This is a genomic window from Acinetobacter sp. 24-47-62, from assembly GCF_056779765.1.
Window position 1 is genome coordinate 21,226 of the sequence record NZ_JBWYIN010000008.1, and the last position, 24,994, is coordinate 46,219.

At 38.7% G+C, this 24,994-nt stretch carries 24 protein-coding genes; 13 read left to right on the plus strand and 11 right to left on the minus strand.

Features of this window, described 5'->3' with window-relative positions; genetic code table 11:
* Nucleotides 1–411: 411 nt before the first annotated feature.
* Nucleotides 412–1,125, minus strand: coding sequence for a DsbA family oxidoreductase (locus AC1M87_RS07470; RefSeq protein WP_481593352.1), 714 nt, complete (start codon nucleotides 1,123–1,125; stop codon nucleotides 412–414).
* Nucleotides 1,126–1,422: 297 nt separating this feature from the next.
* Between AC1M87_RS07470 and AC1M87_RS07475 the strand changes: the two genes are divergently transcribed.
* On the plus strand, nucleotides 1,423–2,217 hold the full coding sequence (locus tag AC1M87_RS07475; RefSeq protein ID WP_481593353.1) for a hypothetical protein: 795 nt from the start codon (nucleotides 1,423–1,425) through the stop codon (nucleotides 2,215–2,217).
* Nucleotides 2,218–2,271: 54 nt separating this feature from the next.
* Here AC1M87_RS07475 and AC1M87_RS07480 read toward each other — a convergent pair whose 3' ends face one another.
* Nucleotides 2,272–3,267, minus strand: a complete 996-nt coding sequence (locus AC1M87_RS07480; RefSeq protein ID WP_092766635.1) for an Lnb N-terminal periplasmic domain-containing protein — start codon at nucleotides 3,265–3,267, stop codon at nucleotides 2,272–2,274.
* Nucleotides 3,268–3,524: 257 nt separating this feature from the next.
* Between AC1M87_RS07480 and AC1M87_RS07485 the strand changes: the two genes are divergently transcribed.
* Complete coding sequence (locus AC1M87_RS07485) at nucleotides 3,525–4,034, plus strand: hypothetical protein (protein ID WP_481593354.1); 510 nt, start codon at nucleotides 3,525–3,527, stop codon at nucleotides 4,032–4,034.
* 95 nt (nucleotides 4,035–4,129) lie between these two features.
* Here AC1M87_RS07485 and AC1M87_RS07490 read toward each other — a convergent pair whose 3' ends face one another.
* The 3 genes from AC1M87_RS07490 to fadB all read right to left on the minus strand — a co-directional run bounded on the left by AC1M87_RS07490 (nucleotide 4,130) and on the right by fadB (nucleotide 8,297).
* Nucleotides 4,130–4,732, minus strand: a complete 603-nt coding sequence (locus tag AC1M87_RS07490) for a hypothetical protein (protein ID WP_481593355.1) — start codon at nucleotides 4,730–4,732, stop codon at nucleotides 4,130–4,132.
* A gap of 226 nt (nucleotides 4,733–4,958) precedes the next feature.
* Nucleotides 4,959–6,131 (minus strand): acetyl-CoA C-acyltransferase FadA, encoded by a 1,173-nt coding sequence (fadA, locus tag AC1M87_RS07495; RefSeq protein ID WP_035265978.1) that lies wholly within the window; start codon nucleotides 6,129–6,131, stop codon nucleotides 4,959–4,961.
* Between the two features lie 12 nt (nucleotides 6,132–6,143).
* The gene (gene fadB, locus AC1M87_RS07500) at nucleotides 6,144–8,297 is read right to left on the minus strand and encodes a fatty acid oxidation complex subunit alpha FadB (protein WP_481593412.1); all 2,154 of its coding nucleotides are present in this window, start codon (nucleotides 8,295–8,297) and stop codon (nucleotides 6,144–6,146) included.
* 505 nt (nucleotides 8,298–8,802) lie between these two features.
* On the opposite strand from fadB, the gene lpxO reads away from it, so the two are divergent.
* Both lpxO and AC1M87_RS07510 read left to right on the plus strand, forming a co-directional pair.
* Complete coding sequence (gene lpxO, locus AC1M87_RS07505; protein WP_035265982.1) at nucleotides 8,803–9,717, plus strand: lipid A hydroxylase LpxO; 915 nt, start codon at nucleotides 8,803–8,805, stop codon at nucleotides 9,715–9,717.
* A 129-nt stretch (nucleotides 9,718–9,846) separates the two neighbouring features.
* Nucleotides 9,847–10,800, plus strand: coding sequence for a hypothetical protein (locus AC1M87_RS07510; protein WP_035265985.1), 954 nt, complete (start codon nucleotides 9,847–9,849; stop codon nucleotides 10,798–10,800).
* Between the two features lie 35 nt (nucleotides 10,801–10,835).
* Here AC1M87_RS07510 and AC1M87_RS07515 read toward each other — a convergent pair whose 3' ends face one another.
* Nucleotides 10,836–11,882 carry an AAA family ATPase gene (locus AC1M87_RS07515; protein ID WP_035265988.1) on the minus strand — a complete coding sequence of 349 codons (1,047 nt, stop codon included), beginning with the start codon at nucleotides 11,880–11,882 and terminating at the stop codon, nucleotides 10,836–10,838.
* Between the two features lie 228 nt (nucleotides 11,883–12,110).
* Between AC1M87_RS07515 and uvrC the strand changes: the two genes are divergently transcribed.
* The 5 genes from uvrC (at nucleotide 12,111) to AC1M87_RS07540 (ending at nucleotide 16,569) form a co-directional block, all read left to right on the plus strand.
* Nucleotides 12,111–13,910, plus strand: coding sequence for an excinuclease ABC subunit UvrC (gene uvrC / locus AC1M87_RS07520; RefSeq protein ID WP_481593356.1), 1,800 nt, complete (start codon nucleotides 12,111–12,113; stop codon nucleotides 13,908–13,910).
* A gap of 115 nt (nucleotides 13,911–14,025) precedes the next feature.
* A complete protein-coding gene (locus AC1M87_RS07525; protein ID WP_481593357.1) occupies nucleotides 14,026–14,820 on the plus strand; it encodes a thioesterase family protein in 795 nt (264 codons plus the stop codon).
* A gap of 103 nt (nucleotides 14,821–14,923) precedes the next feature.
* The gene (gene pgsA, locus AC1M87_RS07530; protein WP_035265993.1) at nucleotides 14,924–15,511 is read left to right on the plus strand and encodes a CDP-diacylglycerol--glycerol-3-phosphate 3-phosphatidyltransferase; all 588 of its coding nucleotides are present in this window, start codon (nucleotides 14,924–14,926) and stop codon (nucleotides 15,509–15,511) included.
* Between the two features lie 57 nt (nucleotides 15,512–15,568).
* Nucleotides 15,569–15,937: a hypothetical protein gene (locus tag AC1M87_RS07535; RefSeq protein WP_481593358.1), complete on the plus strand. Its 369-nt coding sequence runs from the start codon at nucleotides 15,569–15,571 to the stop codon at nucleotides 15,935–15,937.
* Nucleotides 15,938–16,035: 98 nt separating this feature from the next.
* Nucleotides 16,036–16,569, plus strand: a complete 534-nt coding sequence (locus AC1M87_RS07540; protein ID WP_481593359.1) for a DUF4269 domain-containing protein — start codon at nucleotides 16,036–16,038, stop codon at nucleotides 16,567–16,569.
* Nucleotides 16,570–16,572: 3 nt separating this feature from the next.
* Here AC1M87_RS07540 and AC1M87_RS07545 read toward each other — a convergent pair whose 3' ends face one another.
* Nucleotides 16,573–18,375 carry an ABC transporter ATP-binding protein gene (locus AC1M87_RS07545; RefSeq protein WP_035265996.1) on the minus strand — a complete coding sequence of 601 codons (1,803 nt, stop codon included), beginning with the start codon at nucleotides 18,373–18,375 and terminating at the stop codon, nucleotides 16,573–16,575.
* 135 nt (nucleotides 18,376–18,510) lie between these two features.
* Between AC1M87_RS07545 and AC1M87_RS07550 the strand changes: the two genes are divergently transcribed.
* Nucleotides 18,511–19,134: an alpha-ketoglutarate-dependent dioxygenase AlkB family protein gene (locus AC1M87_RS07550; protein ID WP_481593360.1), complete on the plus strand. Its 624-nt coding sequence runs from the start codon at nucleotides 18,511–18,513 to the stop codon at nucleotides 19,132–19,134.
* Between the two features lie 16 nt (nucleotides 19,135–19,150).
* On the opposite strand, the gene ruvX is transcribed toward AC1M87_RS07550, so the two are convergent.
* The 3 genes from ruvX to recN all read right to left on the minus strand — a co-directional run bounded on the left by ruvX (nucleotide 19,151) and on the right by recN (nucleotide 21,890).
* Nucleotides 19,151–19,594, minus strand: a complete 444-nt coding sequence (gene ruvX, locus AC1M87_RS07555; RefSeq protein ID WP_092766648.1) for a Holliday junction resolvase RuvX — start codon at nucleotides 19,592–19,594, stop codon at nucleotides 19,151–19,153.
* A complete protein-coding gene (locus AC1M87_RS07560; RefSeq protein WP_035266003.1) occupies nucleotides 19,587–20,141 on the minus strand; it encodes a YqgE/AlgH family protein in 555 nt (184 codons plus the stop codon). The genes ruvX and AC1M87_RS07560 overlap by 8 nt, the downstream gene beginning before the upstream one ends.
* Before the next feature lie 81 nt (nucleotides 20,142–20,222).
* Nucleotides 20,223–21,890: a DNA repair protein RecN gene (gene recN, locus AC1M87_RS07565; protein ID WP_481593361.1), complete on the minus strand. Its 1,668-nt coding sequence runs from the start codon at nucleotides 21,888–21,890 to the stop codon at nucleotides 20,223–20,225.
* A gap of 316 nt (nucleotides 21,891–22,206) precedes the next feature.
* On the opposite strand from recN, the gene ppnP reads away from it, so the two are divergent.
* From ppnP to AC1M87_RS07580, 3 genes are all read left to right on the plus strand, one after another.
* A complete protein-coding gene (ppnP, locus tag AC1M87_RS07570; protein ID WP_092766653.1) occupies nucleotides 22,207–22,530 on the plus strand; it encodes a pyrimidine/purine nucleoside phosphorylase in 324 nt (107 codons plus the stop codon).
* A gap of 136 nt (nucleotides 22,531–22,666) precedes the next feature.
* Complete coding sequence (rlmB, locus tag AC1M87_RS07575; protein ID WP_481593362.1) at nucleotides 22,667–23,413, plus strand: 23S rRNA (guanosine(2251)-2'-O)-methyltransferase RlmB; 747 nt, start codon at nucleotides 22,667–22,669, stop codon at nucleotides 23,411–23,413.
* A 6-nt stretch (nucleotides 23,414–23,419) separates the two neighbouring features.
* Entirely contained in the window at nucleotides 23,420–24,346 is a 927-nt protein-coding gene (locus AC1M87_RS07580) for a DMT family transporter (protein ID WP_481593363.1), read from the plus strand.
* Nucleotides 24,347–24,361: 15 nt separating this feature from the next.
* On the opposite strand, the gene coaE is transcribed toward AC1M87_RS07580, so the two are convergent.
* On the minus strand, nucleotides 24,362–24,964 hold the full coding sequence (gene coaE / locus AC1M87_RS07585; protein ID WP_481593364.1) for a dephospho-CoA kinase: 603 nt from the start codon (nucleotides 24,962–24,964) through the stop codon (nucleotides 24,362–24,364).
* Nucleotides 24,965–24,994: the final 30 nt, after the last annotated feature.

The following is a 24,994-nucleotide window of genomic DNA, read 5'->3' on the forward strand; positions in this document are numbered from 1 at the left end:
TCATTGTTAAGCCGCTGAATTTATTTATAAAATTAAAAATGGGCTTAAGCATCGTGATATTATTAAAAATCAATGTTTGATCTATTCTAATGAATTGTTCAACAAAATTCACAATAAACAACAATGAATTTAAAGTGATTTAAAATTGGAACAGATAATGAGAAGACTTGAAACTGAAATAATTTTATTAAATGATTGTTTTATAGATAAAAAAAAGACCTCCTTGGGGAAAGAGGTCTATAAAAATTTACCATGTATAGAGTCATGCAGTGAATCTATACATGAAGTATATTCAGTTCCGATTCACTTGAATAGGCTTGTTTATGCAACGCTGAATTCTATTTTTATAACAGTCTAAATATGGCTTAAGTCATGCAACCTTAAGCCAGTATTTAGGTTCTCGAAGATGTTTTATGATTTGCTTGGTGGCACGTCACAATGTTCATCAGTACAAGTTTCTGCATCTTCAACAGTGGGTTGATCTGTTTGTTCATTGGCAGTCGTTAATACTTTGTTGATCACATCTTGGAAGACTTGAGTCGGTTGAGCACCAGCCAAAGCCACACGCTGATCGAATACAAAAAATGGTACGCCAGTCACTTTTAATTGATCACGTGCAAGTTCTTCATCAAATTGGACAAAATCGGCATATTGATCAGAATCCAAAATATTATCCACTTCAACTGGATTCAAACCAATGCGCGAAGCAACATCTTCGAGGGTTTCACGCTCACCAATGGCTAAACCTTGGGTCATATAGCTATAAAAAAAGGCTTCTTTTGCTTCCGAACCCAATCCTAAGCTTTGTGCATGATGAATTATTCGATGGGCGTTGAATGTATTTCCTGAGTTGGCATTTTCCCAATTGAACTCGATGCCTTCTGTTTTTGCCATTTCCGCAATATTGCGTTGCATTTCTTCAACTTCAGCGACAGTACGCCCATATTTTAATGCTAAACGTTCGCTATTTGAGACTTCTTGACGTGGCGGTGCATCAGGATCTAGCTGAAAACTGTGCCAATGGACTTCAAGTTCTACACCAGTTGCAGCAGCAGCTGCTTCTAAACGTTTTTTTCCGATATAGCAGAAAGGGCATACTACATCTGACCACACATCTACACGCATAAAAAATCTCTAATCATCATTTATGAATCTATAGTGTGGGCAATGACAACAAAATTAAAGGTCTAAATCTGAAACGCAGAGTTTCAATCCGATATATTTCTGTCGAGAATATGAATTTTGCGTAATAAATTATTGAAACTTGATCACAGAATCACGAATAAATCGACAAAATCACAGCAATATCCACTAAAATCATTCCTATTTCTGCTTAAAAAATATGCTATACAATACACATCATGTGCTTGTCATTGTTCGCAAGTGATTCATTACTCAAACAAAAAAGGATAGGAGTTTGAGATGCGCGGAATTTTAGCGGTGGTTATCGTCATGATGACCTTATTATTTGGTTATTGTGCCTACGCGCAAAATGAGAAAAATGATGAAGTGCAACGTCAACAATTTGATTTGGTGATGACGGAAAAAATTGAGCAGCTTTATGTTCAAGCGAAGGATTGGAAAACCCCTCTGAATTTTAAAGTTGAAGATGAGCGTTTGGATGGTGACTATAAAGTACTTTCTGAATTTATTTTGAAGTATTGGGTAGACAATATTGAATCACGAAATATGTATTTACGTGAGTTAGATCAAGCCAAGTGGGATGAGTTTCTGAACGTTCGTCGCCTAGAATTAGATAAAAAGAATAAATATCAAAACACCGAAAAGATGTTTGTCCAAGTGAAGAAAATTCAATCTGAATATCAAATGCGTGACCAACAAATTTATGCGACAGCTTTACAAGCGCTTGATGCTTTGGAGATGAAATCAGACTTGCGTGAGCCAATGAAAGAAAAGTTAAAATTCAGCCGACAGCATAATAATGATCAAGCTTTGTTTGCTTTAGAACTTAAGATCACAAAAAAAGCTGAAGAAATGTTTGAGTTTTTGAAGAATCATGACTGGCAACGCCGTAACGAAATGATCCTATTTAAAAGTGATCTCAGTGTGAATCGCTTTAACGAGTTATATCGCGAATTAAATCAATTACAACGCGAAATTGATCAGTTAAAAAATCAAAATGCCGAAGTGATTGAAGCACAAACAGTGAATCAAAGTCCAAGTTCAGAGCCTGCTGTTCAGGAAGAAACGCAATAAACAAACTTTCTTGGTTGTTTCTTTCAGCGTGGTTATAAACAATGGACGCCTGCTTTACTCACGGAGTAAGGCAGAGAAGGCTTTACTTGAAAGTAAATGTACATCATGAACATGCTCAATTTTAGGATTAATGTGCGCTTTTTCTTTCCATTGATCTAAGGTGATACCATTATCGAGCACTTTTTTGTCATATAAATAGTTTGGAATTAAACCTGGCAGTGTCACGCGATAATCTCGTGGAATTTGTCCTACTGCATGTTCTAATAAATCAAACAAGATGGTCGTACAATTACTGATATAGGTGTTATACCAAACTGGGGTATGATTTAGCCGATTGGCTTTGTTCAAGAATTCTAAAAACAACATCTGAATTTCGGTTTGATTCATTTGAATTGGATAAATATAGACATCTTCTTCGCGAATATTTGAGCGGGTATAAATCAAATCATTTTCATCGCCTACGACCAGTGCCAATTCATACTGCCGAAAAAACCCGCCAATGGTGGAGAATCCTTCATCTTTTTCCTGACGAACTTCTAAAGAAAATGCGAGATGTCCGCCATCATCAAAACCAAATGTAATAAAAACATGCGCAATAGGACCTTGCATAAAATGTGATACCACTAAATCTATACGATCTAACTTTTCTAAATCGTATTGTCGTGTTTCCCATCGCGTCACGTAGTCTTTATCACTGTGCCAAATAAAATTTCTGACATTCTGTAATTCCACTTTGCCATCTTTGAATTGGAATTGAATAATTTTGTCGGTTTCATCCTGCCAAACGCGATCATTGCGCGGCTCTAAGGAAAAAAAGCTAATCATGGCAATCAAAAAAATAATCAAATACGCCCATGTGAAATAGGGCTTATAGCTGTGTTGCTTGAAATGGAATATCCCTGTAATGATGGCAAGTCCAACCCAAAACAAGATTAGTGCATAAGTGAAAATGGCATTAACAGGCTGATGTGTCCAAATGAATAAGATTGCCCAGAGTGATGTGAGACATAAAAATATAACGAGTAGGCTGTTTTTTATTTTAGTTTTCATGGCTGATGGATATGTATGAGTTTTCTATTTTTATAATGAATTGAAGTTAAGCTTTGAAGTCCATATTTGTAAAATCAGACCGAGTCTTGAAATTCAGTTGCTTAGCAAAACCTTTAAAAAACACTTGAAACCATTTATCTGAGTGCTGATGAATACGTAAATAAATTGGTGTAGTTTAGATAAATAATAGCTCTATTTGTTTAGTTATTCTTCTTTCTTGGTGCTCGATTTGAACGATGCATGTCAGAGTCTTGCTTATGACTAATTCTAAATTATGTTTGATGTTCGGTGTGATCTCAGCTTTGCTGATGAGTTTGACTCATGCCGAAAATATTGCGAGCCTGCCTTCAATTCAATTGTTGGCGGACGATGACTTACGTGATGAAGTTGTGACGACTGTTACACCTTTTCAAGAAGATCAAAAGGTGCGTCAATCTTTGCAACATCAAGTGATCAAAAAAGAACAGGATATTCAAAATGCTGCTTTAGAGCAAAGTTCACCTGCACTGAATATTCAACCAAAAACCCCAGTGCCTGATATGAGTCATCTATCACCTTTACAGCAGCAGTATGTTTTGTCTGTTGCAGCAGGTTTACAGTCGAATGATCCGAGTTCAGGCATTTTTAGAATGTTGGAGCCTTTAGGGATTGATCGGGACAAAGCATTGAATCATATCCAACAGGGTGGAGGCGCGATTCCAATGACCTTTGATGAGCAACGTTTAAATCAGTTGTTGGGTGATGGATGGCGGAGTAATCTAAAATAAAATTTGATTTCTAAAGTATAAAAATTCCGCAAACAGCGGGATTGCTTCTAGTCACGTATCTAAACTTAAACACGTTTGATAATTTGCAAATTATCTTAAAGCCTAGGTAAATTATAGTAGATTAATTCACATGAATTTAAAGTGTTAAGATCTAAATTGATATTTTGTTGAGCAGATACATGGTTGCTCAAGTATTGATTTTGTTGAGCACTAAAGCCCAAAAAAGAATTATAACCTTCAATTTGAATTTTATATTTCTGAATATTAAGGTTCAAATTTTGAGTTAAGCAATACTGCTTTAATGAGTATTCTCTCTTATTATCAGATAGCGTAAAATTTATCTTGTGAGTAACAGTATCAATAACATAAATAGAATGTTTGTGTGAGCCAATATTAATTTTTTGTTGATGAGTTGGATTAGCTTGTACCGTACCGTTAAATAGAAATTCTTTTATAACTGGCTTGCCAATGACCTCATTTATTTTGATCAGAGCGAAGTTTGAAAGCGTGATAAATTGCGGGGAAAATAACCTCCAAACAAAAAATAACACAAACCCTGTAAGAAGTATAAATATAAAATAATTCATGAATTTATTAATTTTTTTATAACGGAATTTTTTGCGATTCTCCTCAATTTCTCGGACATAAAACTGATTGATAATAACAAGAAAAATGGTAGTTAAAAAAGTAATAGCCAATCCATAAGCAATACTAGAAACTAATAGAGGATTAAAGAAAGGCAATTCATATTGATTTTCTAACTTCCATCCAAAATAGAAAATTATAAGACTGAGAACGATATAAAATACTGGATAGAAATATGTCTTTTTTTTTCTTCATATTTATAAATTTTTTAACAAGATTTTTTTAAGAGAAAAAACCCCGCAATAAGCGGGGTTTTCTTTTAATCGACGTATTTAGGAATTAAACACGTTCGATCACAGTTGCGATACCTTGACCTAAACCAATACACATCGTCGCAAGACCGATTTGTGTATCTTGTTGTTCCATCACGTTTAACAACGTCGTTGTGATACGCGCACCAGAACAGCCCAATGGGTGACCAAGCGCAATCGCACCACCGTTTAAGTTCACGATGTCTTGTTTGTCATGTAAACCTAGACCTTTCAATACTGAAAGACCTTGAGCAGCAAATGCTTCGTTTAACTCAACAGTTTGAATGTCACCAATGCTTAAGCCAGCACGTTTAAGCGCTTTTTGAGTTGCTGGAACTGGGCCATAACCCATAATCGCAGCATCACAACCTGCAACCGCCATAGAGCGAATTACAGCACGTGGCTTAAGACCTAATGCTTGCGCACGCTCAGCAGACATCAATAACATTGCAGATGCACCATCAGACAACGCTGATGATGTGGCAGCAGTTACTGTACCGCCTTTAGGGTCAAACACAGGACGTAACGCTTTAAATGCTTCAAGGTTCGCATCTGGACGAATCACTTCGTCTACATCACATAGGATTTTGAAGCCATTTGCATCATGACCTTCAACACCAATGATTTCGTTTTTGAAACGACCTTCTTGAGTAGCAGCCCAAGCACGACGGTGAGATTCAACACCAAAAGCGTCTTGCTCTTCACGGCTAATGCCATTCATACGACCTAACATTTCAGCCGTTAAGCCCATCATGTTAGATGCTTTGGCATAATGTTTAGATGCTTGTGGGTTCAAGTCGATGCCGTGCATCATGCCAACGTGGCCCATGTGCTCAACACCACCGATGATGAAGATATCACCTTGGTTTGTCGCAATTTGAGCAGCTGCGGTATGAATTGCTTGCATTGAAGAACCACAAAGACGGTTAACAGTTTGACCTGCAACAGTTTTTGGTAAGTCTGCCAATAACACGATGTTACGACCGATGTTCATGCCTTGCTCTAGAGTTTGGTTCACACAACCCCAGATCACATCTTCAACTTCGTTCACATCAAACTGGTTACGAGCAACCAATGCACGAACTAATTCAGCAGATAAGTTATCGGCACGTACATTGCGGAACATACCATTTTTGGTTTTACCCATTGCTGAACGTACGCCATCAACGATGACAACGTCACGTGGATTTAAAGTAGCCATTCACGTTGCTCCTTAACCGTAGAATTTTTTGTTGTTAGCAGCCATGTCACGCAACATTTGTGGCGCTTCATAAGCCTTACCTAAATGCGCATACTTGTCGCAAAGCGCAACATACTCAGCTACACCAGTTTGATCGATGTAACGGCATGGACCACCACGGAATGGAGGGAAGCCTACACCCATGATCATTGCCATATCTGCTTCGTTTGGTGTTGCAACGATGTTGTCTTCTAAGCAACGAACAGTTTCGTTACAGAAAGCAATCATCATACGGTCAATGATCTCTTGAGGATCAAATTCACGTTTTTCACCAGTCACGACAGAAGCAATTACGTCATACGCTGTTGGATCAACAGTTTTTGCTTTCTTGCCTTTCTTGTCCAATTCATATTTGTAGAAACCAACATCGTTCTTTTGACCAAGACGTTGTGCTTCATACATTGTTTGGATTGAACCTTTGAAATCAGGCTTCATACGGTCAGGGAAACCTTCAGCCATCACTTCTGCACCGTGAACGCCAGTATCAATACCGACAACGTCCATTAAGTATGCAGGACCCATTGGCCAGCCAAATTTTTCCATCACTTTGTCGACTTGTTGGAAGTCAGCGCCGTCTTTAAGAAGAAGGTCAAACGCACCAAAGTAAGGGAACAATACGCGGTTTACAAGGAAGCCCGGGCAGTCGTTTACAACGATAGGAGTTTTACCCATTTTTTGAGCGAGTACGACAGTCGTTGCAATCGCTTCAGGTGAAGTTTTTTCACCACGGATGACTTCAACCAAAGGCATCATATGCACTGGGTTAAAGAAATGCATCCCTACAAAGTTCTCAGGACGTTCAAGGTTTTCAGCCAAACGCGTGATTGAAATCGTAGAGGTATTTGATGCAATGATCGTGTTTTCACGTACTTTAGATTCAGTTTCTTTAAGTACGATACCTTTCACTTTCGGGTTTTCAGTTACCGCTTCGATTACGATATCGACTTCTTTAAACTCATCATAGCTTAATGTCGGACGGATACGTGCAAGCGTTTCACCCATTTGAGCAGGCTTGATTTTCTTACGTTCAACTTGTTTAGTCAAAAGACCGTTTGCTTCTTTCATTCCTAAAGCAAGTTGTGGGTTACCAATATCTTTCATGATAATTGGTGTGCCTTTGCTTGCCGCTTGATAAGCAATACCACCACCCATGATACCTGCACCAAGTACTGCAGCTTGATTTACAGGGTGAGCGCCTTGTTCATATTTTTTCGAAGTTTTCTTCACAACTTGGTCGTTGATGAATAGACCAATCAACGCACCCGCTTGTGGCGTTACCGCTGCTTTTGCAAAGTGTTCAGCTTCTTGGCGAAGTGCACCAGCACGATCTAAGCTTGAACCTGCCTGCATAGAATCAAGCAATAATTTTGGCGCAGGGTATTGTGCAGGATTAGCTTTCGCAAGCACCACACCTTTAGATGAGTTGAAAGCCATCATTTGTTCTAATGGATTCAACTTAATTGGATCTAATTTTTCTTGACGCTTCGCTTTCCAGTCTAAACGACCTTCGATTGCTTGTTTAACGATAGAGATCGCAGCATCTTGTAATTTATCAGCAGCAACCACAGCATCGACCGCACCATCTTTAAGTGCAGCAGGTGCTTTTTTCGGGTTCGCCATTGCCATCCATTCAACAGCGTTATCGATACCGATTACACGGCTTAGACGAACGGTACCACCGAAACCAGGAATGATCCCAAGTTTAATTTCTGGAAGACCAACTTGTGCTGATTCTGACATCACGCGATAGTCACACACCAAGCACATTTCAAAACCGCCGCCCAATGCCATACCATTGATTGCAGCAACTTTAGGAATATTTAAATCTTCGAATGAGTTGAAGATTTCATGAACAGGCATCGCCCAATCTACAATGACTTGTTCGCCTTGCGCAAAGTTTTCACCAAACTCAGTGATGTCTGCACCAACGATAAATGTAGATTTACCAGATGTAACGATAAGACCTTTAATCTCAGCGTTTGATTGAACAGCAGCAATTGCAGCTTTAAAGTCGTCAATTGTTGCGCGGTTGAATTTATTAACCGACTCACCTTGTAAGTCAAAGCGGAATTCTGCAATTCCGTCCGAAAGCAATTGGACGGTAATGGCATTGCCAGCGTGGATCATGCCCTGATCTCCTTTTTTTTGGAGGACTTCTAAGTTGATGTTGTGAAGCAAGTGCGTATTTCCTGCGCACATTAAAGCTTCGCTAATCTTACGATAACTATATCGAAAAAGAACATAACAAGTTGTATCAAGCCGTGACGCAATGGTCATCTATTTATTGCACCAGCATGCGTTATAAAACAGCAGATGCGCATGTAGAGTTTGTTCTTCTTACAATAAAGCGATTGTTTCAATTGGCATTTTATTTAAAAACACTTCAACTTATATCTGGGGTAGGTAGGTAATTTCAAGTTATTTTGCACTTTAAATTTCGTCATAAAAGTCAATAAACTGAAATATAAAGCCATCAAAAGTCTATTTGTAGAACACAATGTTTCGTTGTTTGGGGTAGTCGTTATACAATTTACGTGATTATCTATACATCTAAATTGGAACAATTCACTTCCAATTTAGGTGCAGCATCTCCTCATTTAACCCGCTAACCAAAGATAAACCGAGTCAATCAATGATCAAGTGGATTATTCTCGCGATATTCATCATATCGGCACTGTATATTCAACGTCGTGGAAAAGTACGACATTCGTTCTATCGTCAATTCTTTGATCATTCGACCATTTTGGCACCTATTAATTTTTTGATGTATATGTTCTCTAAGGTGCCAAACCAGCCTTATATCGACACACAGCATTTTAAAGATTTAAAAGTGTTAGATGAAAATTGGGAAATGATTCGTGATGAAGCCAAAGCTTTATATGAGCAGGGTGGGATCAAAGCCTCTGAAAAATATGATGACCTAGGCTTTAATTCATTTTTTAAAACTGGTTGGAAGCGTTTTTATTTAAAATGGTATGACTCTGCACATCCTTCAGCAGCAGAACTGTGCCCTAAAACGACAGCATTACTTAAAACATTGCCAACCATTAAAGCGGCGATGTTTACTGAGCTTGCTCCTGATAGTCGATTGGTTCGTCATCGTGATCCTTATGCGGGATCTTTACGCTATCATTTAGGGTTGTTGACGCCAAATGATGATCGTTGCTTTATTGATGTAGATGGTCAGCGATATTCATGGAGAGATGGTGAAAGCGTTGTGTTTGATGAAACCTACATTCATTATGCAGAAAACACGACGGATCAAAATCGTATTATTTTCTTTGCTGATGTAGAGCGTCCTTTAAAGACACGTTGGATGGAACGGTTTAATCATTGGTTTGGTAAAAATGTAATGACTGCGGCAAGTTCACCGAATGAAGCAGGGGATCAAACGGGTGGTCTGAACAAAGCATTTGGTTATATTTATCGCTTGCGTGTGAAAGCAAAAGCACTGAAAGCGAAGAACCGTCAGTTATATTACTTTTTAAAATGGTTCTTGATGTTAGGGATATTCTTCCTGATTTTTATTCGACCTTATGTGTTTTAAGAGCATTCAGATCAAAATGCGCCTCAGGGCGCATTTTTTAATTTTACTTAAAATGATGTAAATTAAAATTGAGAAGTGGTTCAATAAAAGCTATGCTTTTATCTGTAAAATATACAAAAGAAAATTCAAATGAATCTCAAAAAAACAATATTAGTACTAAGTGTTTTACCGTTTTTTTTAAGTGCCTGTGGCGGCGGTGGGTCGGGAGATTCGTATGAATCATCACCGAGTACACAATTTCGAAACGGTGATCAACTCTATTCAATTTACTATAATTCCAATGATCGATTCGGCTTAAATTATATTGAATTTCAAAATGGACAATTTACTTATACGGATAGTTTTAAACCGTTGAATAGTGTGATTGTGACGCGAAATCGTATCTATCAAACCTATGATCAAGCCCAAAATACGCTCAGTGTGAATAGTCCTAGTCATTGGACGATGAATATCATTGGTGACATCCAAACGGATATCGAAATGGAGCGTGTAAACCTATCGGGTAAAAATGTTTTTGATACAGTTTTACCAGGTTATCGCAACATTGATCGAAATGATTTGAGCCCTAATGTGAGATTGTTTATCGCCAAAGATGGTCTTAAAAATTTTTCTTCAGGTAGCTATTGTTATAGAAAGAAAGCAGAACAAAACAGAGTAGATTATTTACAACTCTATCCAAACACGAGTGAACCATTGGAAGAGAGTTTTAACCAATTTTATGAAGATAACTTGCTGTATCTTGATCTTTTAAATGACAAAAATCCAATAGTGAAATTTCAACTCGCTAAAGATCGTTGGATGGGTATGAATTTTAGCAGTATTTTTGACACCAGTATGAAGATTAGTTTAGATGATTCAACAGCCATTGAATTTGAAAGCAAACTATATCCTGCTGAATATCATCAAACTTTGAAGCGTACGACTGATGATGAATATAAACTCTATGAAAAATTGTTAATGAACGATGATGTTGCAGAAAATAGACAGCGTTATCAGTTGTTAATGGCAAATATTGAAAAAGGGTGTACGTATTATAATAAAACGGCAGCAGAATCCTTTGTCACGATTCCTGGTTTAAGATGATTTGTTTAAAAAAAGCCCATAATGGGCTTTTTTTATTAATTGATGATCGTGAGCTGACCGTCTTTGCAATCCAGCTTGAGATGAAGTTGATCTGGATGCTTTAGAAAGTAGATCGCAATAATGGGTTCTAGTTCAGTTCTTATTTTACGTGCTAAATGACGTGCCCCAAAGCGGATATCATGACCCTGATAGAAATATGCTTTGGCAAGGTCTGATAAATGAACCTGACGTTTTTGATGTTGCAAACGAATATTGAGTTTTTCCAGTTCAATATCTACCAATTTAGGGAGTGCATCATCTTGAACAGGTTGATAATGAAGGACACGATCAATTCGATTCAGAAATTCGGGATCAAAACTGCGATGCAGTATTTTTTCAATAATGGCTTTCGTGGGTAAGCGTTTTAAACATAGATTCTGAAGTTTTTGCGGTAAAACATTTAATTTATCTAAATATTGTTGTGCTGCGCGTGCTCCTGCATTACTGGTCATAAAGATCATACAATTACGAAAGTCAATCGTTTTTGTTCCAGCAGTAAGGGTTAGGCGACCTGTATCCAACACATTCATTAAGCCACGAATCACTTCGGGAGAGGCTTTTTCAAGTTCATCAAACAGCATAATGCCAGGACGGGTATGAGAGCCATTAATCGCAGTTTCATCGAATAAACTATGACCTTCTTTTGAACCGACATATCCGGGCGGAGCGCCTGTTAAAGCGGCTGCATAATGTTCTTGAGCCAGTGTATTCATATCGATACGACAAAACGCATCAGGACGACCATAAATCGCTTCAGCAATCAAACGAACAGTCTCTGTTTTACCAACACCTGTTGGTCCAAGCATCAAGGTGACGGACAAAGGGCGTTCAGGACTTGAAAAGTCAGCTTTGACTACGTGAAGCAGTTTTTCGATTTCATCTAAGGCTGGATTTTGCCCAATGATACGATCACGCAATAACTGCATCACTTTGGCTGGTTCAAAATGAAAGCGAGACTTTCCAATGAGTCGATCTTTTTCTGAAGGACTATGGGATGAGAGTGCAGGTTGTATGGCGTGAAAAGCACGATCGGTCGCAGTCATGTTGGCGCATCCATGAATGAATCAGTTGAAAAGCATATCAAACTTGAATTTAACAACTCAGACTTTTTAACAATCAGCTGATTATAAAATCTGCGATCATTGCCCTGAACTGTTGGATCAACAAGGTTTTAAAATCGTCTACCGAAATGCACTTGAAATAGAGCGCGTTACCATCACAATAAGCTCATGCTGTTGCATGAATGACTGACTCTACATTAAAGGCTGCTTGTGAACGAAAACGCACGTGAACACATTGAAAAAATCTTAGCCAATCTTACGACTTTGCCTGGTGTCTATCGCATGTTAGGTAAAGATGGAGAGTTGTTGTATGTGGGAAAAGCCAAGAATTTAAAAAATCGTGTTTCTAGCTATTTTGTTAAAACCATTGAGCATCCCAAAACACAGGCTTTAGTTGCCCGCATTCATGATATTGAAACCATGGTGGTCCGCTCAGAAACGGAAGCATTACTTCTTGAACAAAACTTAATTAAGCTTCATCGACCGCCGTATAACATCATGCTGCGAGATGATAAATCTTACGTCTATATTTTTGTGTCCAGTGATAAGCCTTATCCACGTATTGCAGCAGGTCGTGGTAAGGGGAAACATCAAGCAGGTAAATTTTTTGGACCTTATCCAAGTGCCTATAATGCACGTGATACATTGGTGGTCTTACAAAAATTATTCAATGTCCGCCAATGTGAAAATAGTTATTTTGCGCAACGTAAAAGACCGTGTTTGCAGTATCAAATTAAACGTTGCTCAGCTCCATGTGTGGGCATGATATCACCTGAAGACTATAAAGATGATGTCGATAACTCTATTCGTTTTTTACAAGGGGACACACGTGAGCTTAATCAAGAATTAATTGCCAAGATGGAAGCGGCAGCAGAAGCTCTCGAATTTGAAAAAGCCGTTTTTTATCGTGATCGGATGGCATTATTGCGTGATGTCCAAACGCAACAAGCGATTTATAAAGTCAAAGGTGAAGCAGATATATTGGCGATCGCATACCAAGCGGGGGTAACGTGCGTTCAGATTATGCATGTGCGTAATGGCAAGATGTTGGGAGGAAAAAGTTATTTCCCAGATATGTTGGGCGATGATTTGGGACAAATGCTGGCAGATTTTATCGCGAACTTTTATTTCCAAGTTGCCGATGAGATTCCAACAGAATTAATCGTCAACGTGGAGCTGCCAGACAAAAAAGACATAGAAGAGGCACTACAACAAAATTTTGGCAAAAAAATTCTGATTAAATCAAAAGTTAGAGAAACCCGTGCAGAATGGCTCGAGCTTGCGAACATGAATGTACAACATGCCATTAAAGGACAACTTGCTAACCATTATGAATTGAATGAACGTTTTCATCAGTTAGAAGAGGTGGTCGGACGTCCAATTGATCGTATCGAATGTTTTGATATATCCCATACGATGGGCGAAGCAACGATCGCTTCTTGTGTTGTCTTTGATAGTGGAGGGGCTCGCAAGCGCGATTACCGTCAGTTTGCTATCGAAGATATCACTGGCGGTGATGATTATGCTGCCATGCGTCAGGCTTTGACACGACGGTATAAGAAGGCGATGCTGCCAGATTTGCTTCTCATCGATGGTGGTAAAGGGCAATTACATATGGCAATGCAGGTCATGCAAGATCTTGGATTGGATGCATTCATGGTGGGGGTTTCAAAAGGGGAAGGGCGTAAGCCTGGTTTGGAAACCTTACATTTCACTGATGGCACAAAGATTCAACTGCCTGAAGACCATAAAGCGTTACATTTAATTCAACAGGTTCGTGATGAGGCGCATCGATTTGCCATTACTAAACATCGTGCCAAGCGCGATAAACGTCGTGGGCAGTCAGTTTTAGAAGCCATTCCAGGGCTAGGACCAAAACGCCGCCGTGATTTATTAACACATTTTGGTGGGATTCAAGGGGTATTAAAAGCCTCTGAAAAGGATCTGAATTTAGTCCCAGGTTTTGGTGCAAATCTCGCTCGGACTGTGTACAAAATCTTGCATGAGTAATCATGCATATCAATTTGCCAAAATGATCATTGACCTGCGAGTCATTGATCATTTACCTCAATCTGAAAATTCAGCATGCTAGCGCGATAAGAAATTTAAAATAAAAGGGTTGCGCATGTCATTTGGACAGGTATTTCAAGAAATTGATCAACAAGAATGGGTGGAGATCCCTGAGGGTTGGTTGCAAGGTCGTACCATTTTTGGTGGTTTAACCACGGCGATGATGCTACACAAAGCAACACAAATGATTCATGACCCTCAAAAAAGATTATTGAGCACCAGTGTGGTATTTGTGGGTCCTGTTCAGGAAAAGCCAGTCAAAGTGACAGTGGAAATTTTAAGGCAAGGTAAATCTGTGACTAATATTGAGGCTCGGATTTGGCAGGCTGATGCTGTACAGGGAATTCTGCTGGCAAGTTTTGGTTCAGACCGTGAATCAGTCGTGAATATGGATCAAACTCGCTCAGCACCACAGTATGATTTACCTGAAAGTTTAGTTAAGTTGCCTTATCATCCTCTTATGCCGCAATGCTATCAGAACTATGATCTGATTTGGGCTGAAGGGAAATACCCTTGTACGGCTGCTGAAAAGCCAGATTTTGGTGGGTGGTTTCGATATGCAGAATCTAAATTTGAAGCAGGTCCGCTGAGCATGCCTGAATTTATAGCAATGTTAGATATTTGGCCTGCAGGAATTTTTCCTATATTAAAAAAACCAGCACCAGGAAGTTCAATTTCTTGGTATGTGACGCTGTTAGAACATATTCAAGCTGACCGACGAGATTGGTTTAAATATAAAGTATTTACAGATCATTCTGCGCATGGTTATTCTACTGAATATGCCCATATTTGGGACCATAATGACCGTCTCGTTGCAATTTGTAGACAGACTGTCGCGATTTTTGCCTAGTCGACAGCGGGTAGTGAATCGTTTAAAGTAAGCGGATTAAAGAATCAAAGCTCAAGTTTTTATTGCAAATTTTAGCTGTAATTGGGGCAAACTGGCGGTGTCTATGTCTACAGGTCGCATCCTGAATATACCAAATATCTTGACGCTAGCACGTATTGCGTTAATACCTGTTTTTTTAATTATTGCCTATTGGCCTCCTGCGATTGGTGTGGGTGGGCATGAAGGGGGTATGACGCGTCATATCATTCTGACTGCAATTTTTGTGATTGCTGCTGTCACAGATTGGTTTGATGGTTACTTGGCAAGAACATTGAATCAGACTTCTGCATTCGGACGTTTTTTAGATCCTGTTGCGGATAAATTAATGGTCGCGGCAGCATTGATTGTTTTGGTGCAATGGCAACCTACAATTTCGATGGCTTTTGCTGCGATTGTGATTATTTCACGCGAGATTACGGTTTCTGCTTTACGTGAGTGGATGGCTGAGCTCGGTGCACGTACCAATGTAGCTGTATCTACGGTTGGCAAATATAAAACAGCTTTTCAGATGATTGCTATTTCCGTGTTCTTACTCAATTGGAAACCACTTGAATTAGTTGCATATGGTTTGTTATATACCGCTGTAATTTTAACACTGTGGTCCATGTTTATTTATTTAAGAGCGGCATGGCCATATCTAAAACAACCCTAATGTATTTAAAGCGCCAAAAGGCGCTTTTTTTATTTCGTTGAGAACGTGATTTAAAAAATGAAAAGTAAATTTGCTATTGGTTTAAGTATCTTGTTGAGTTCAAGCATTTATGCGGATGATTTATCAAGGGCACAAGAGTATTTGCATAATGATGGAATCGCGTATTGTCTATCTCATTCTGAGATTTATGCAGCTGAAGCAAATATTGCGAGAGGTGGATATTTTCAACTCGGTGAGCATAGCCATGAGGCGGCAAAACAAGTGCAAAATTATATTGATCAAGCGCTCAAAGAAGCGTTAGGCAGCTATCAATATTCAAAAGAGAAAGCATATCTTATGCGTTGTTTGGAAATCTCTTATTCAACACAGTATCGAAATTATATTAAAACTGTTTATGCGTTAGATGTTATCGAAAATCAAAAATAACCTTAATTGCTTAAGCTTTTCTGCTGAGGGTTAAAGTAATTCATATTGGGAGATTCAACCGCTTTAAAGTTGAATCATCTTAGAGATTAAAAATAACAATGAAAAAAATACACTTGCAAAAAGTCATTGATGACTTAAACCTTTTGGAAATACTCAAGCGGTATCAAGTTACAGTGGTCGGTACGCCACCTTTAGGAATTGCAACAGCACAAAGTGATATCGACCTTATTTGTAGTTATCCGATTGAGCAAGAGAATCATTTGATTGAAACATTAAAATTATTTCAAACATATAAGGCATGGTGCATTGAGCGAAGTTATTTTGAACGTGATACTTGGATTTGCCGATTCGAATATTGTGCTTGGTCAATTGAGATATTTTGTTCTACAACACCAATTCATCAGCAGGCGGGATTCCAGCACTTCTATGTTGAACGTAGAATATTAGATTTAGCAAATGACCAATTTAAACAGGAAATCATTCGCCTTAAGCGAAAAGGTATAAAAACTGAACCTGCATTTGCACAGATATTAGCACTCGATGGTGATCCTTACACGAAGTTAAGTCAGCTATATGAAGCAGATGACTGTGTGTTGATTCAACTGCTTCAATGCCAAGGTTACCTAGCTTAAACTTTAACTATGGGTTTCCTCATCCCCATCGTCTTCAAAAGTTTTTGCAATTTTTTCGATATTCAAACTTTTAGCCATCGCATCAAAAATTTGTTTATATACACCGTCTTGATGGTAAAGAGCATCATGTTCTCCATGCTCGGCAATTTCGCCTTCTTTCATGACATAGGTGTAATCCGCATCAATAATTTGCGACAGGCTGTGCGAGATAATAATGACAGTACGTCCTTGTTTAATCTCATCAAGGCTTTGTTTAATTTGTTCCGAAGCAATGGCATCCAAACTCGCTGTCGGTTCATCTAAAAAGATAATCGGTGGATTTTTCAAGAACATACGAGCAATCGCAATACGCTGTTGTTGTCCTCCAGAGAGTTGCAATGCATCGGAATGATAGCCATCTGGAAGTTGTAAAATTTGCTCATGAATGGAGGCTTTTTTAGCAGCAATGATCACGTCTTCTTCTGTAGCATCTGTTTTACCATAGCGAATATTTTCAAGAATAGTCCCTTGGAAAATATGATTTTTTTGTAGGACTAATCCAATATGATCTCTCAAATATTGTGTATCAATTTGATTGAGATCGATTCCATCGAGTTCGATACATCCCTGATTAGGTTCATAAAATTTATCTAAAAGACTGATTAAGGTTGATTTTCCCGCACCTGATAAGCCAACTAATGCAGTAATTTTATTGGGTCGAATCTCCATATTGATATTCTTTAGTGCGTGGTGACCGTTTGGATAAAAGAATTCAACATTTTTCAGCGTAAATTTTCCTTGAATTTCGGGTTTGAGTTGACCTGTAGGTTCAATTTGATCATCTGCTTCTAAAATTTTAAAGAAGCTTTCTGAATAGATCATGGCATCATTCACTTCATCATATATACGATGTAAGGAGCGAATTGGCGCGGATACATTATTGAACAACAGTACATGAAACATGATCATACCGATGCTCATCTGACCATCAAGCACAAAATACGCAGTTAGAATGATGATTAAAACAATACCTATTTGTTCAATAAAGGTTTTTAACCCATCAAATAAAAAGCTGACTTGACGGGTTTGCATTTGATTATCTGTGAGTTCTTTTTGTAGTTTGAGTTGTTTGGTTGATTCTATTGACTCGCGGTTGAAAGATTTGATAACCGTAATTGAATTAATAATTCCGAGGATACCTTGGCTTTTCTTTTCTCGACCATCACGTAAATTTCGACGCCAGCCTCCGAGTTTTTGTGCTTGTTTATAAGTTAACCAGAAGTAGATTGGAACGATAGTGGTCGCCACCAAGCCAACATAAAAGTTGGCGTAGTACATTAATCCTAAAGCCACGATCGCACTGGTAAATAACGGCAAAATGTCAATAAAGAATATTTGAACTAGACGAGTCAGAGAGCCAATACCACGATCGATTCGTGTTTGTAATTTTCCCGCCTGATTATTCTCTTCGTTGAAAAAAGCTAATCTATAGGTCAGAAATTTTTCAATGATGCCTTGTGCTAAATCTTGTGAAATAAAAATTCTAAGTTTTTCACCATAAAACTTTTGTCCGAATTGCACAAAAGCATTAATCACTTCTTTACCCAATAATATCGCTGTAATGGTAATCAGGATATTCCAGCCTTCGGCTAAGCCAAAGCCATTCTCAACCAGCGCATTAATTTCATCAACTGCATATTGCAAAGTGAGTGCATTCACTTGAGCTGTGAAAGAGCCGATGAGCGTAAGAAAGAGAGTGGCAATCACTAAAAAGCGATAAGGTCGAACGAAAGGTTTAAGTTTTAGAAAAAGTTGCCATAAATTCATAAGCGATTGTTTTTATTGTCTAGATTTATGCCAGTCTAAGCTTGATTGTCCAGTGTCACAAGCGTTCACAATGTTTCAATTTGTCAGTTGAAATATTCAGCTAATATACGGTTATATTTTCATGGCAAATTGGTTATGAACTTTGAGCTGTTTGCACCCGAACCCAATTCAAATCTCCTACCTTGTGATGGGATTGTAGAAGATTACGGCCTTATACTTACTCATGCTGAATCACAGGATTATTTCGATTATTTTTTAGAAGCTTTGGCTTGGAAACAGGATGAAGTGATTTTATACGGCCAATATTTTAAGACGGGTCGTAAAGTCGTATGGTATGGTGACCAAAACTATCAATATCACTATTCAGGAATGGATAAACAAGCACAAATTTGGGATTTGAAATTATTAGCACTCAAGCAAAAAATTGAACTTATAACAGGAGTTCAATTTAATTCTTGTTTGGCTAATTTGTATGAAGATGGAACTCAAGGTGTAGGATGGCATAGTGATGATGAGGCTGCATTAAGAGATCCTGAACATGGCGAGACTGTCATTGCCTCACTGAGTCTCGGTGCAACACGAAAATTTAGATTTAAACATCGTGATAAAACTCATACTGCGGAAATATATCTACAATCAGGACAGTTAATTGTAATGAAAGGTCAAACACAGCGTTTTTGGAAACACACTTTAGCGAAATCAACCAAAGTATTAGAGCCTAGAATCAATTTAACCTTTCGCTATTTTTATCCTAGATGAAATGGTAAGTATTCTATTAAGGTTGAATACCTTGAGGATTACGATACCAACTTTCAATAAATAAAGCGGCTGCCAAGCTGTCTGCGGACAACTTTTTTCCACGCCCTTGCGCCTGATAATGATCGAGTTCATCACGCGCTTCGCGAGTTGTTAATCGCTCATCCACCATCCATGTTTCTATATTGGTTTTGTGTCTTAAACGACGAGCAAATTTACGTGCTCGTGTTGATAGTTCCGATTCGCTATCATCCATATTCAGTGGTAGCCCGACTAAAAACAGATTTGGAGAATGCTGTTTTACAATTTTGAGTAGATCATCCCAATTGGGAATGCCATCTTTCATCGGTAAAAGTGAAAGTGGCGTAGCACTTTCAATAATGGACGATCCTACAGCCATTCCTGTTTTTTGTGTGCCAAAGTCAAAGGCCATAATGAGTTGAGCGGTAGTTGAATCAGGCATGTCCAATCTCAGATGAAAGCCATGTACGATCGACCCCCATTTTTCTATAGGCAGCGTCCCAGCGATCGTCATAGGGTAAGTTAAAAATCAAATCCATATCAGAGTCACAAATGAGCCAGTCACCTCGAGCGATTTCTTGCTCCAACTGATTTTTACTCCAACTGGCATAGCCTAAAGCAATTTGATAGCGACCAACACCTTCATTGTGTGCGATTGCATCAAGAATATCCTTTGAAGTTGTTAAACAAAGGTTTTCACCTACAGCGATGGACGCATGCCAAGTAGGTTGACCTGTATGAAGTACAAAACCCGCTTCTGGTCGTAAAGGACCACCTTGTAAGACATCATGTGGGTGAACATGATCTGCAACGATATCAAGATCTGTTAAGAGTTCTTTAACCTGAATCCCAGCTGGACGATTGATCATAATTCCCTGCGCACCTTCATGATCATGACGAGCAATATAGACCACACTATTTGCGAAGAAATCATCTGCTAAATCAGGTGGGGCAATCAGGCAACGGTGCGTTAGAAATTGTTTACTCACCTAATGGCTTCTCCTATGTTTGAGTATCACTTTACTTCAACATACTAGACTTATGGGTTTTCAACAATCCTTTTAAAATAATCAAGATGTGCTGGTCTGAAACTTTAATTGTCTTAATTGTTTTGCATGTTGAAGGGTGGTCTCGCTAATTTCGACACCACCAGTCATGCGAGCAAGCTCTAATATCCGTTGATCTTCATCAAGCTCAACGATAGTGCTGCTAGCAGGGTCTGTTTGCAGTTTTTTCACTAACAAATGTTGGTCCGATTGCGCTGCAACTTGGGCTTGATGTGTAATACATAGAATTTGAACATGTTGACCTAATCCAGCCAATAAGCGACCGACAATCTCAGCTGTTCCACCACTGATACCTACATCAATTTCGTCAAAAACGAGTACTTCAGCTTCGGTTTTCTCTGCATTCATGACTTGCATGACCAATGCAATACGTGACAATTCACCACCAGACGCAACCTTCGCAAGCGGTTGAGGTGGGATCCCTTTGTTTGCTGTGAACAATAATTGAATAAAACTAAACCCTTCAGATGAAGGTTGCTCCAGAGGATCAAAACGGAATTCAAAATGAGCTTCTGGTAAAGCCAGTTGCTTGACTTGTTCTGTTAAGAGTTTGGCTAAGGGTTCTGCTGCTTTACGACGGATATCATCTAGATATTGAGCTTTCTCTATAAACTGTTGATGTGAAATTTCAACTTGTTCAGCCAAAGTCTCTGGATCTTCAAGCTGATGTAATTGTTCTAGCTCTGCCTGCCAATGTTCGTATTCTGATTTTAAATCTTCGGGTTGTACTCGATATTTGCGCGCTAAACGATGGAATATTTCCAGTTGTGTGTTTAACTCTTCCATTCGTTCAGGATCAAAACTCTGACGGTCAATGAATTGTTTTAAATTCGCACTGGCATCATCGATTTCACTTTGCGCATTTAATAATGAGTTATAAATTTCAGAGAGTAAATCACTACGACCTGCATGAGATTCAAGCTTGCGAATAATACTTGAAATCTCCTGAGTGATATTTTGATCAGACTCATCTAAAACGTTGATTGCATAACTACAATCTTGCATGATGTGTTCATGATGACTTAAGCGATCGAACTCTTGTTCAATTTCTTTATAGTCAAGTCGAACCACTTCTTCTAATTCTTCTAATTGAAGATTAAGTGTCTCAATGCGTTGAAGGCGGGTGGTCTGTGCATCAAGCGCAGCTTGATGCTGTCGGATATTTTTTTGCCATGCGTTATAACTGTCTTTGACAGCAAGCGTATGTTGACCAAAGTTGCTGTAACGATCTAACCAATGTTTTGGATAGGGCGGTTCTAACAATTGTTGCTGACTATGTTGGCTGTAAAGTTGGACTAAGAGTCTGCCAATTTCCTTTAATTCTGACAGACTACTTGGACGTCCATTGATCCAAGCTTTACTACGACCTGTAGCAAAGATTACCCGTCTTAGGTGAATTTCACCCGATTCATCTGCCAGCTCATGAGTGCTTAACCATTCAGCTTCAGGACTTTGATCTTGATAACTAAATACGGCTGTAACATCAGCCTTATCTGAACCATAACGAACGTAATTCGTATCAGTACGCTCGCCTAAACACGCTGATAATGCATCGAGTAATAAAGATTTACCTGCACCAGTTTCACCCGTAAGAACATTGAAACCTTGATCAATATCAATGGCTAAGTTATCGGCTAAAGCAAAGTTGATCAGATTAAGGTGTGTCAGCATAAACGCATCCGAGCTGCGAAAGTGTGGATTCTAAGATAGAGAAATTTTGTTTTAGTCTCAAGTCACGACATTTGAATATGAGAACTTTTAGTTTGCATTTTAACTGAAATTAGGTTGATTACTAGTGACTGAATATATTCTTTTACCTGTGTACAAAAGATATATAGAAGAAATCAAAAAAATCTTTAAATTTCATCAATAGGGAACAAACGTTGCTTATAAAAACCATTGCAAAACACTGATTGATTAGTTGCTCGAGCGCAATTAAACTACGGCAATTAAAATTTATAAAATGCGCATTATTTGGAGAATACGCATGTCATCACAATTTGATCATGTATCTGTTGTAAAAAAATCAAATGTTTATTTTGGCGGGACGTGTATTAGCCACACTGTTCAATTTGAAGACGGTACGAAAAAAACACTTGGGGTTATTCTACCGACGGAACAACCGCTTACTTTTGAAACACATGTACCAGAGCGTATGGAAATTATTTCTGGTGAATGTCGTGTCACAATTGCAGACAATGAAGAACATGAGCTTTTCCGTGCAGGGCAGTCGTTTTATGTGCCTGGTGAGAGCCGTTTCAAAATCGAAACAGATGACGTATTAGACTACGTTTGTCATTTCGAAGGCTAATTACCCAAAAAAAATTTGACCAACATTCAATGGTCAAATCGGTTAAACTATTCGCTATATAAAATCCTGTAAAGTTGGCTTTGCGGGATTTTTCTTTTCTATATTATTGTATTGTCTTAGTGAGTTGAGGTCGTTCATGGCTAAACCCGAATATTATTATGGCGTTCATTCTGTGGAGTCATTGTTGGAGTTAGAACCTGAACGCGTTTTGACTCTATTTGCACTAAAAGGTCGTGAAGATCAACGTTTAAAACGTATTTTTGAGTTGGCTGAACCTTTCGGAATTAGTATTCAAAAAGCGAGCCGAGACAGCCTTGAAAAACTGGCTGGACAACCTTTTCATCAAGGTGTCGTTGCTGCAGTTCGTCCTCATCCAACGCTGAATGAAAATGATCTTGAGCAATTAATCAAAAGTACAGACAATGTTTTTTTACTGGCGCTTGACCAAGTGACGGACCCGCATAATTTGGGTGCGTGTATTCGAACTGCGGCAGCCATGGGCGTACACGCGGTTGTTGTTCCTCGTGATCGTTCTGCGAGCTTAACACCAACGGCTCGTAAGGTTGCTGCTGGTGGTGCAGAGAAAGTTAAATTTATCCAAGTGACGAATTTGGCTCGTACTTTAGCTAAAATCAAACATGATTTTAATGTTCGAGTGATTGGCACGATGCTAGATGAGCATGCTCTACCTATTCACGAATGTGATTTGACTGGTCCTGTCGCAGTGATTATGGGTGCTGAAGATACTGGTTTAAGACCGATTACTCAGGCGCAATGCGATCACAAAGTTTATATTCCAATGAGTGGCAATTTACAAAGTTTGAATGTGAGTGTGGCGACAGGCATGGCACTTTACGAAGCGTGTAGACAACGTCAAGCCTAATTTGAGATGGCACTTTCAGATCGAGCCCAAGGCTATTTTTTTCTTATTACTACCATGTGCATCTGGGGGGGATTTACCCTCACTGCACGATTAAATGCGCTATGGCACATCAATACGTGGGACATTGTGGCACTGCGTTTTTCACTGGCTTTTTTGATCTTAATGCCGATTTTACTTTATCGTAGAGAAGCCTCTTTTTTACTTAAAAAAGAACCATTTATTTTGGCAATGATTGGTGGTGTGATCTATTGTTTGTTGGCTTATAGCGCATTTCACTATGCACCGACTGCGCATGCTGCAATTTTTCTCAATGGTTGTATTCCTATTTGTACTGCCATCGTGGCTTTTATATTGATGAAGCAGGCTTTTGATCGTCATACATGGGCAAGTTTGCTCATTATGATCACCGTGCTCGGTATTATGAGTCTCCTGATGTATCGTGAATCAGGCATTCCTTTTGGTGCTGGTGATGGATTATTCTTCTTGAGCGCCATTTTTTGGGCAATATTTACCGTATTACTGCGTAAATTCCAACTGAGTGCATGGCAGGCGATGTGTGGGGTTGCCATCTGGTCAGCCGTGATTTATGTACCCATTTATGTGTTATTTTTACCCAAAGATCTTAATACTCCTGAGCCTCAGCATTTAATGTTTCAAACAATATTTCATGGCATATTTGTGGTCATTATTGCAACTTTAACTTATGTGGAAGCGATTAAAAGACTCGGGGCTTTTAAAGCAGGGAGCATTACCAATTTAGCACCTTTTTTAGCTGCAATTTTGGCAGTGCCTTTGTTAAATGAACCTTTAAGTATTGCGATGTTATTTGGGTTATTGGGTATGGCGATAGGCGCATTACAACCATGGCGATGGCTGGGTCGCCAAGATGCACTAAGCCAAAAACTTGAGCAACAAAAAAAGCAGTCTTCTTAGACTGCTTTTTTTAATCTAAGCTTGTTGTGCAAGACTAAGATAATATTGGTGTTTTACTGCGAGTTGTTGATAGAGATGATCAAGTTCACCATCATTAATAACAACATCGTCTGCACGTTTTAATTTTTCTTCACGAGACATTTGCGCACTCATTATTTTTTTAATTTGCTCAATGTCTTGATGATCACGTTGCGAAGCACGCAAGATTTGTAATTCTGTGGATGCATCGATTAGTAAAGTACGTTGAGTAAGTTGGTGTTGATTGGTTTCAAATAAGAGTGGGGAAACTAAAATGGCATAAGGACTGGTCGCCCATTGTAGTTGTTCAATAATCGATAGGCGAATTGCAGGATGCGTAATATTTTCTAATATCTTTCTAGCTTCAGGATGTTTAAAAATATGATCTCTTAACGCTCTGCGGTCGAGTGCGCCATCTTCCAATAGCACCCAATCCCCAAAATGATCTTTAATTTTTTGTAGTGCAGGTTTTCCAATTTCAACCACTTCACGTGCTACGATATCTGCATCAACAACAGTAATACCTTGTGTTTCAAACCACTGACTTGCAGCAGTTTTTCCACTTCCAATACCACCTGTTAAGCCCAAAATAAAGCGCATGTAAAAAACCTTGTAATTATCATAATGGGG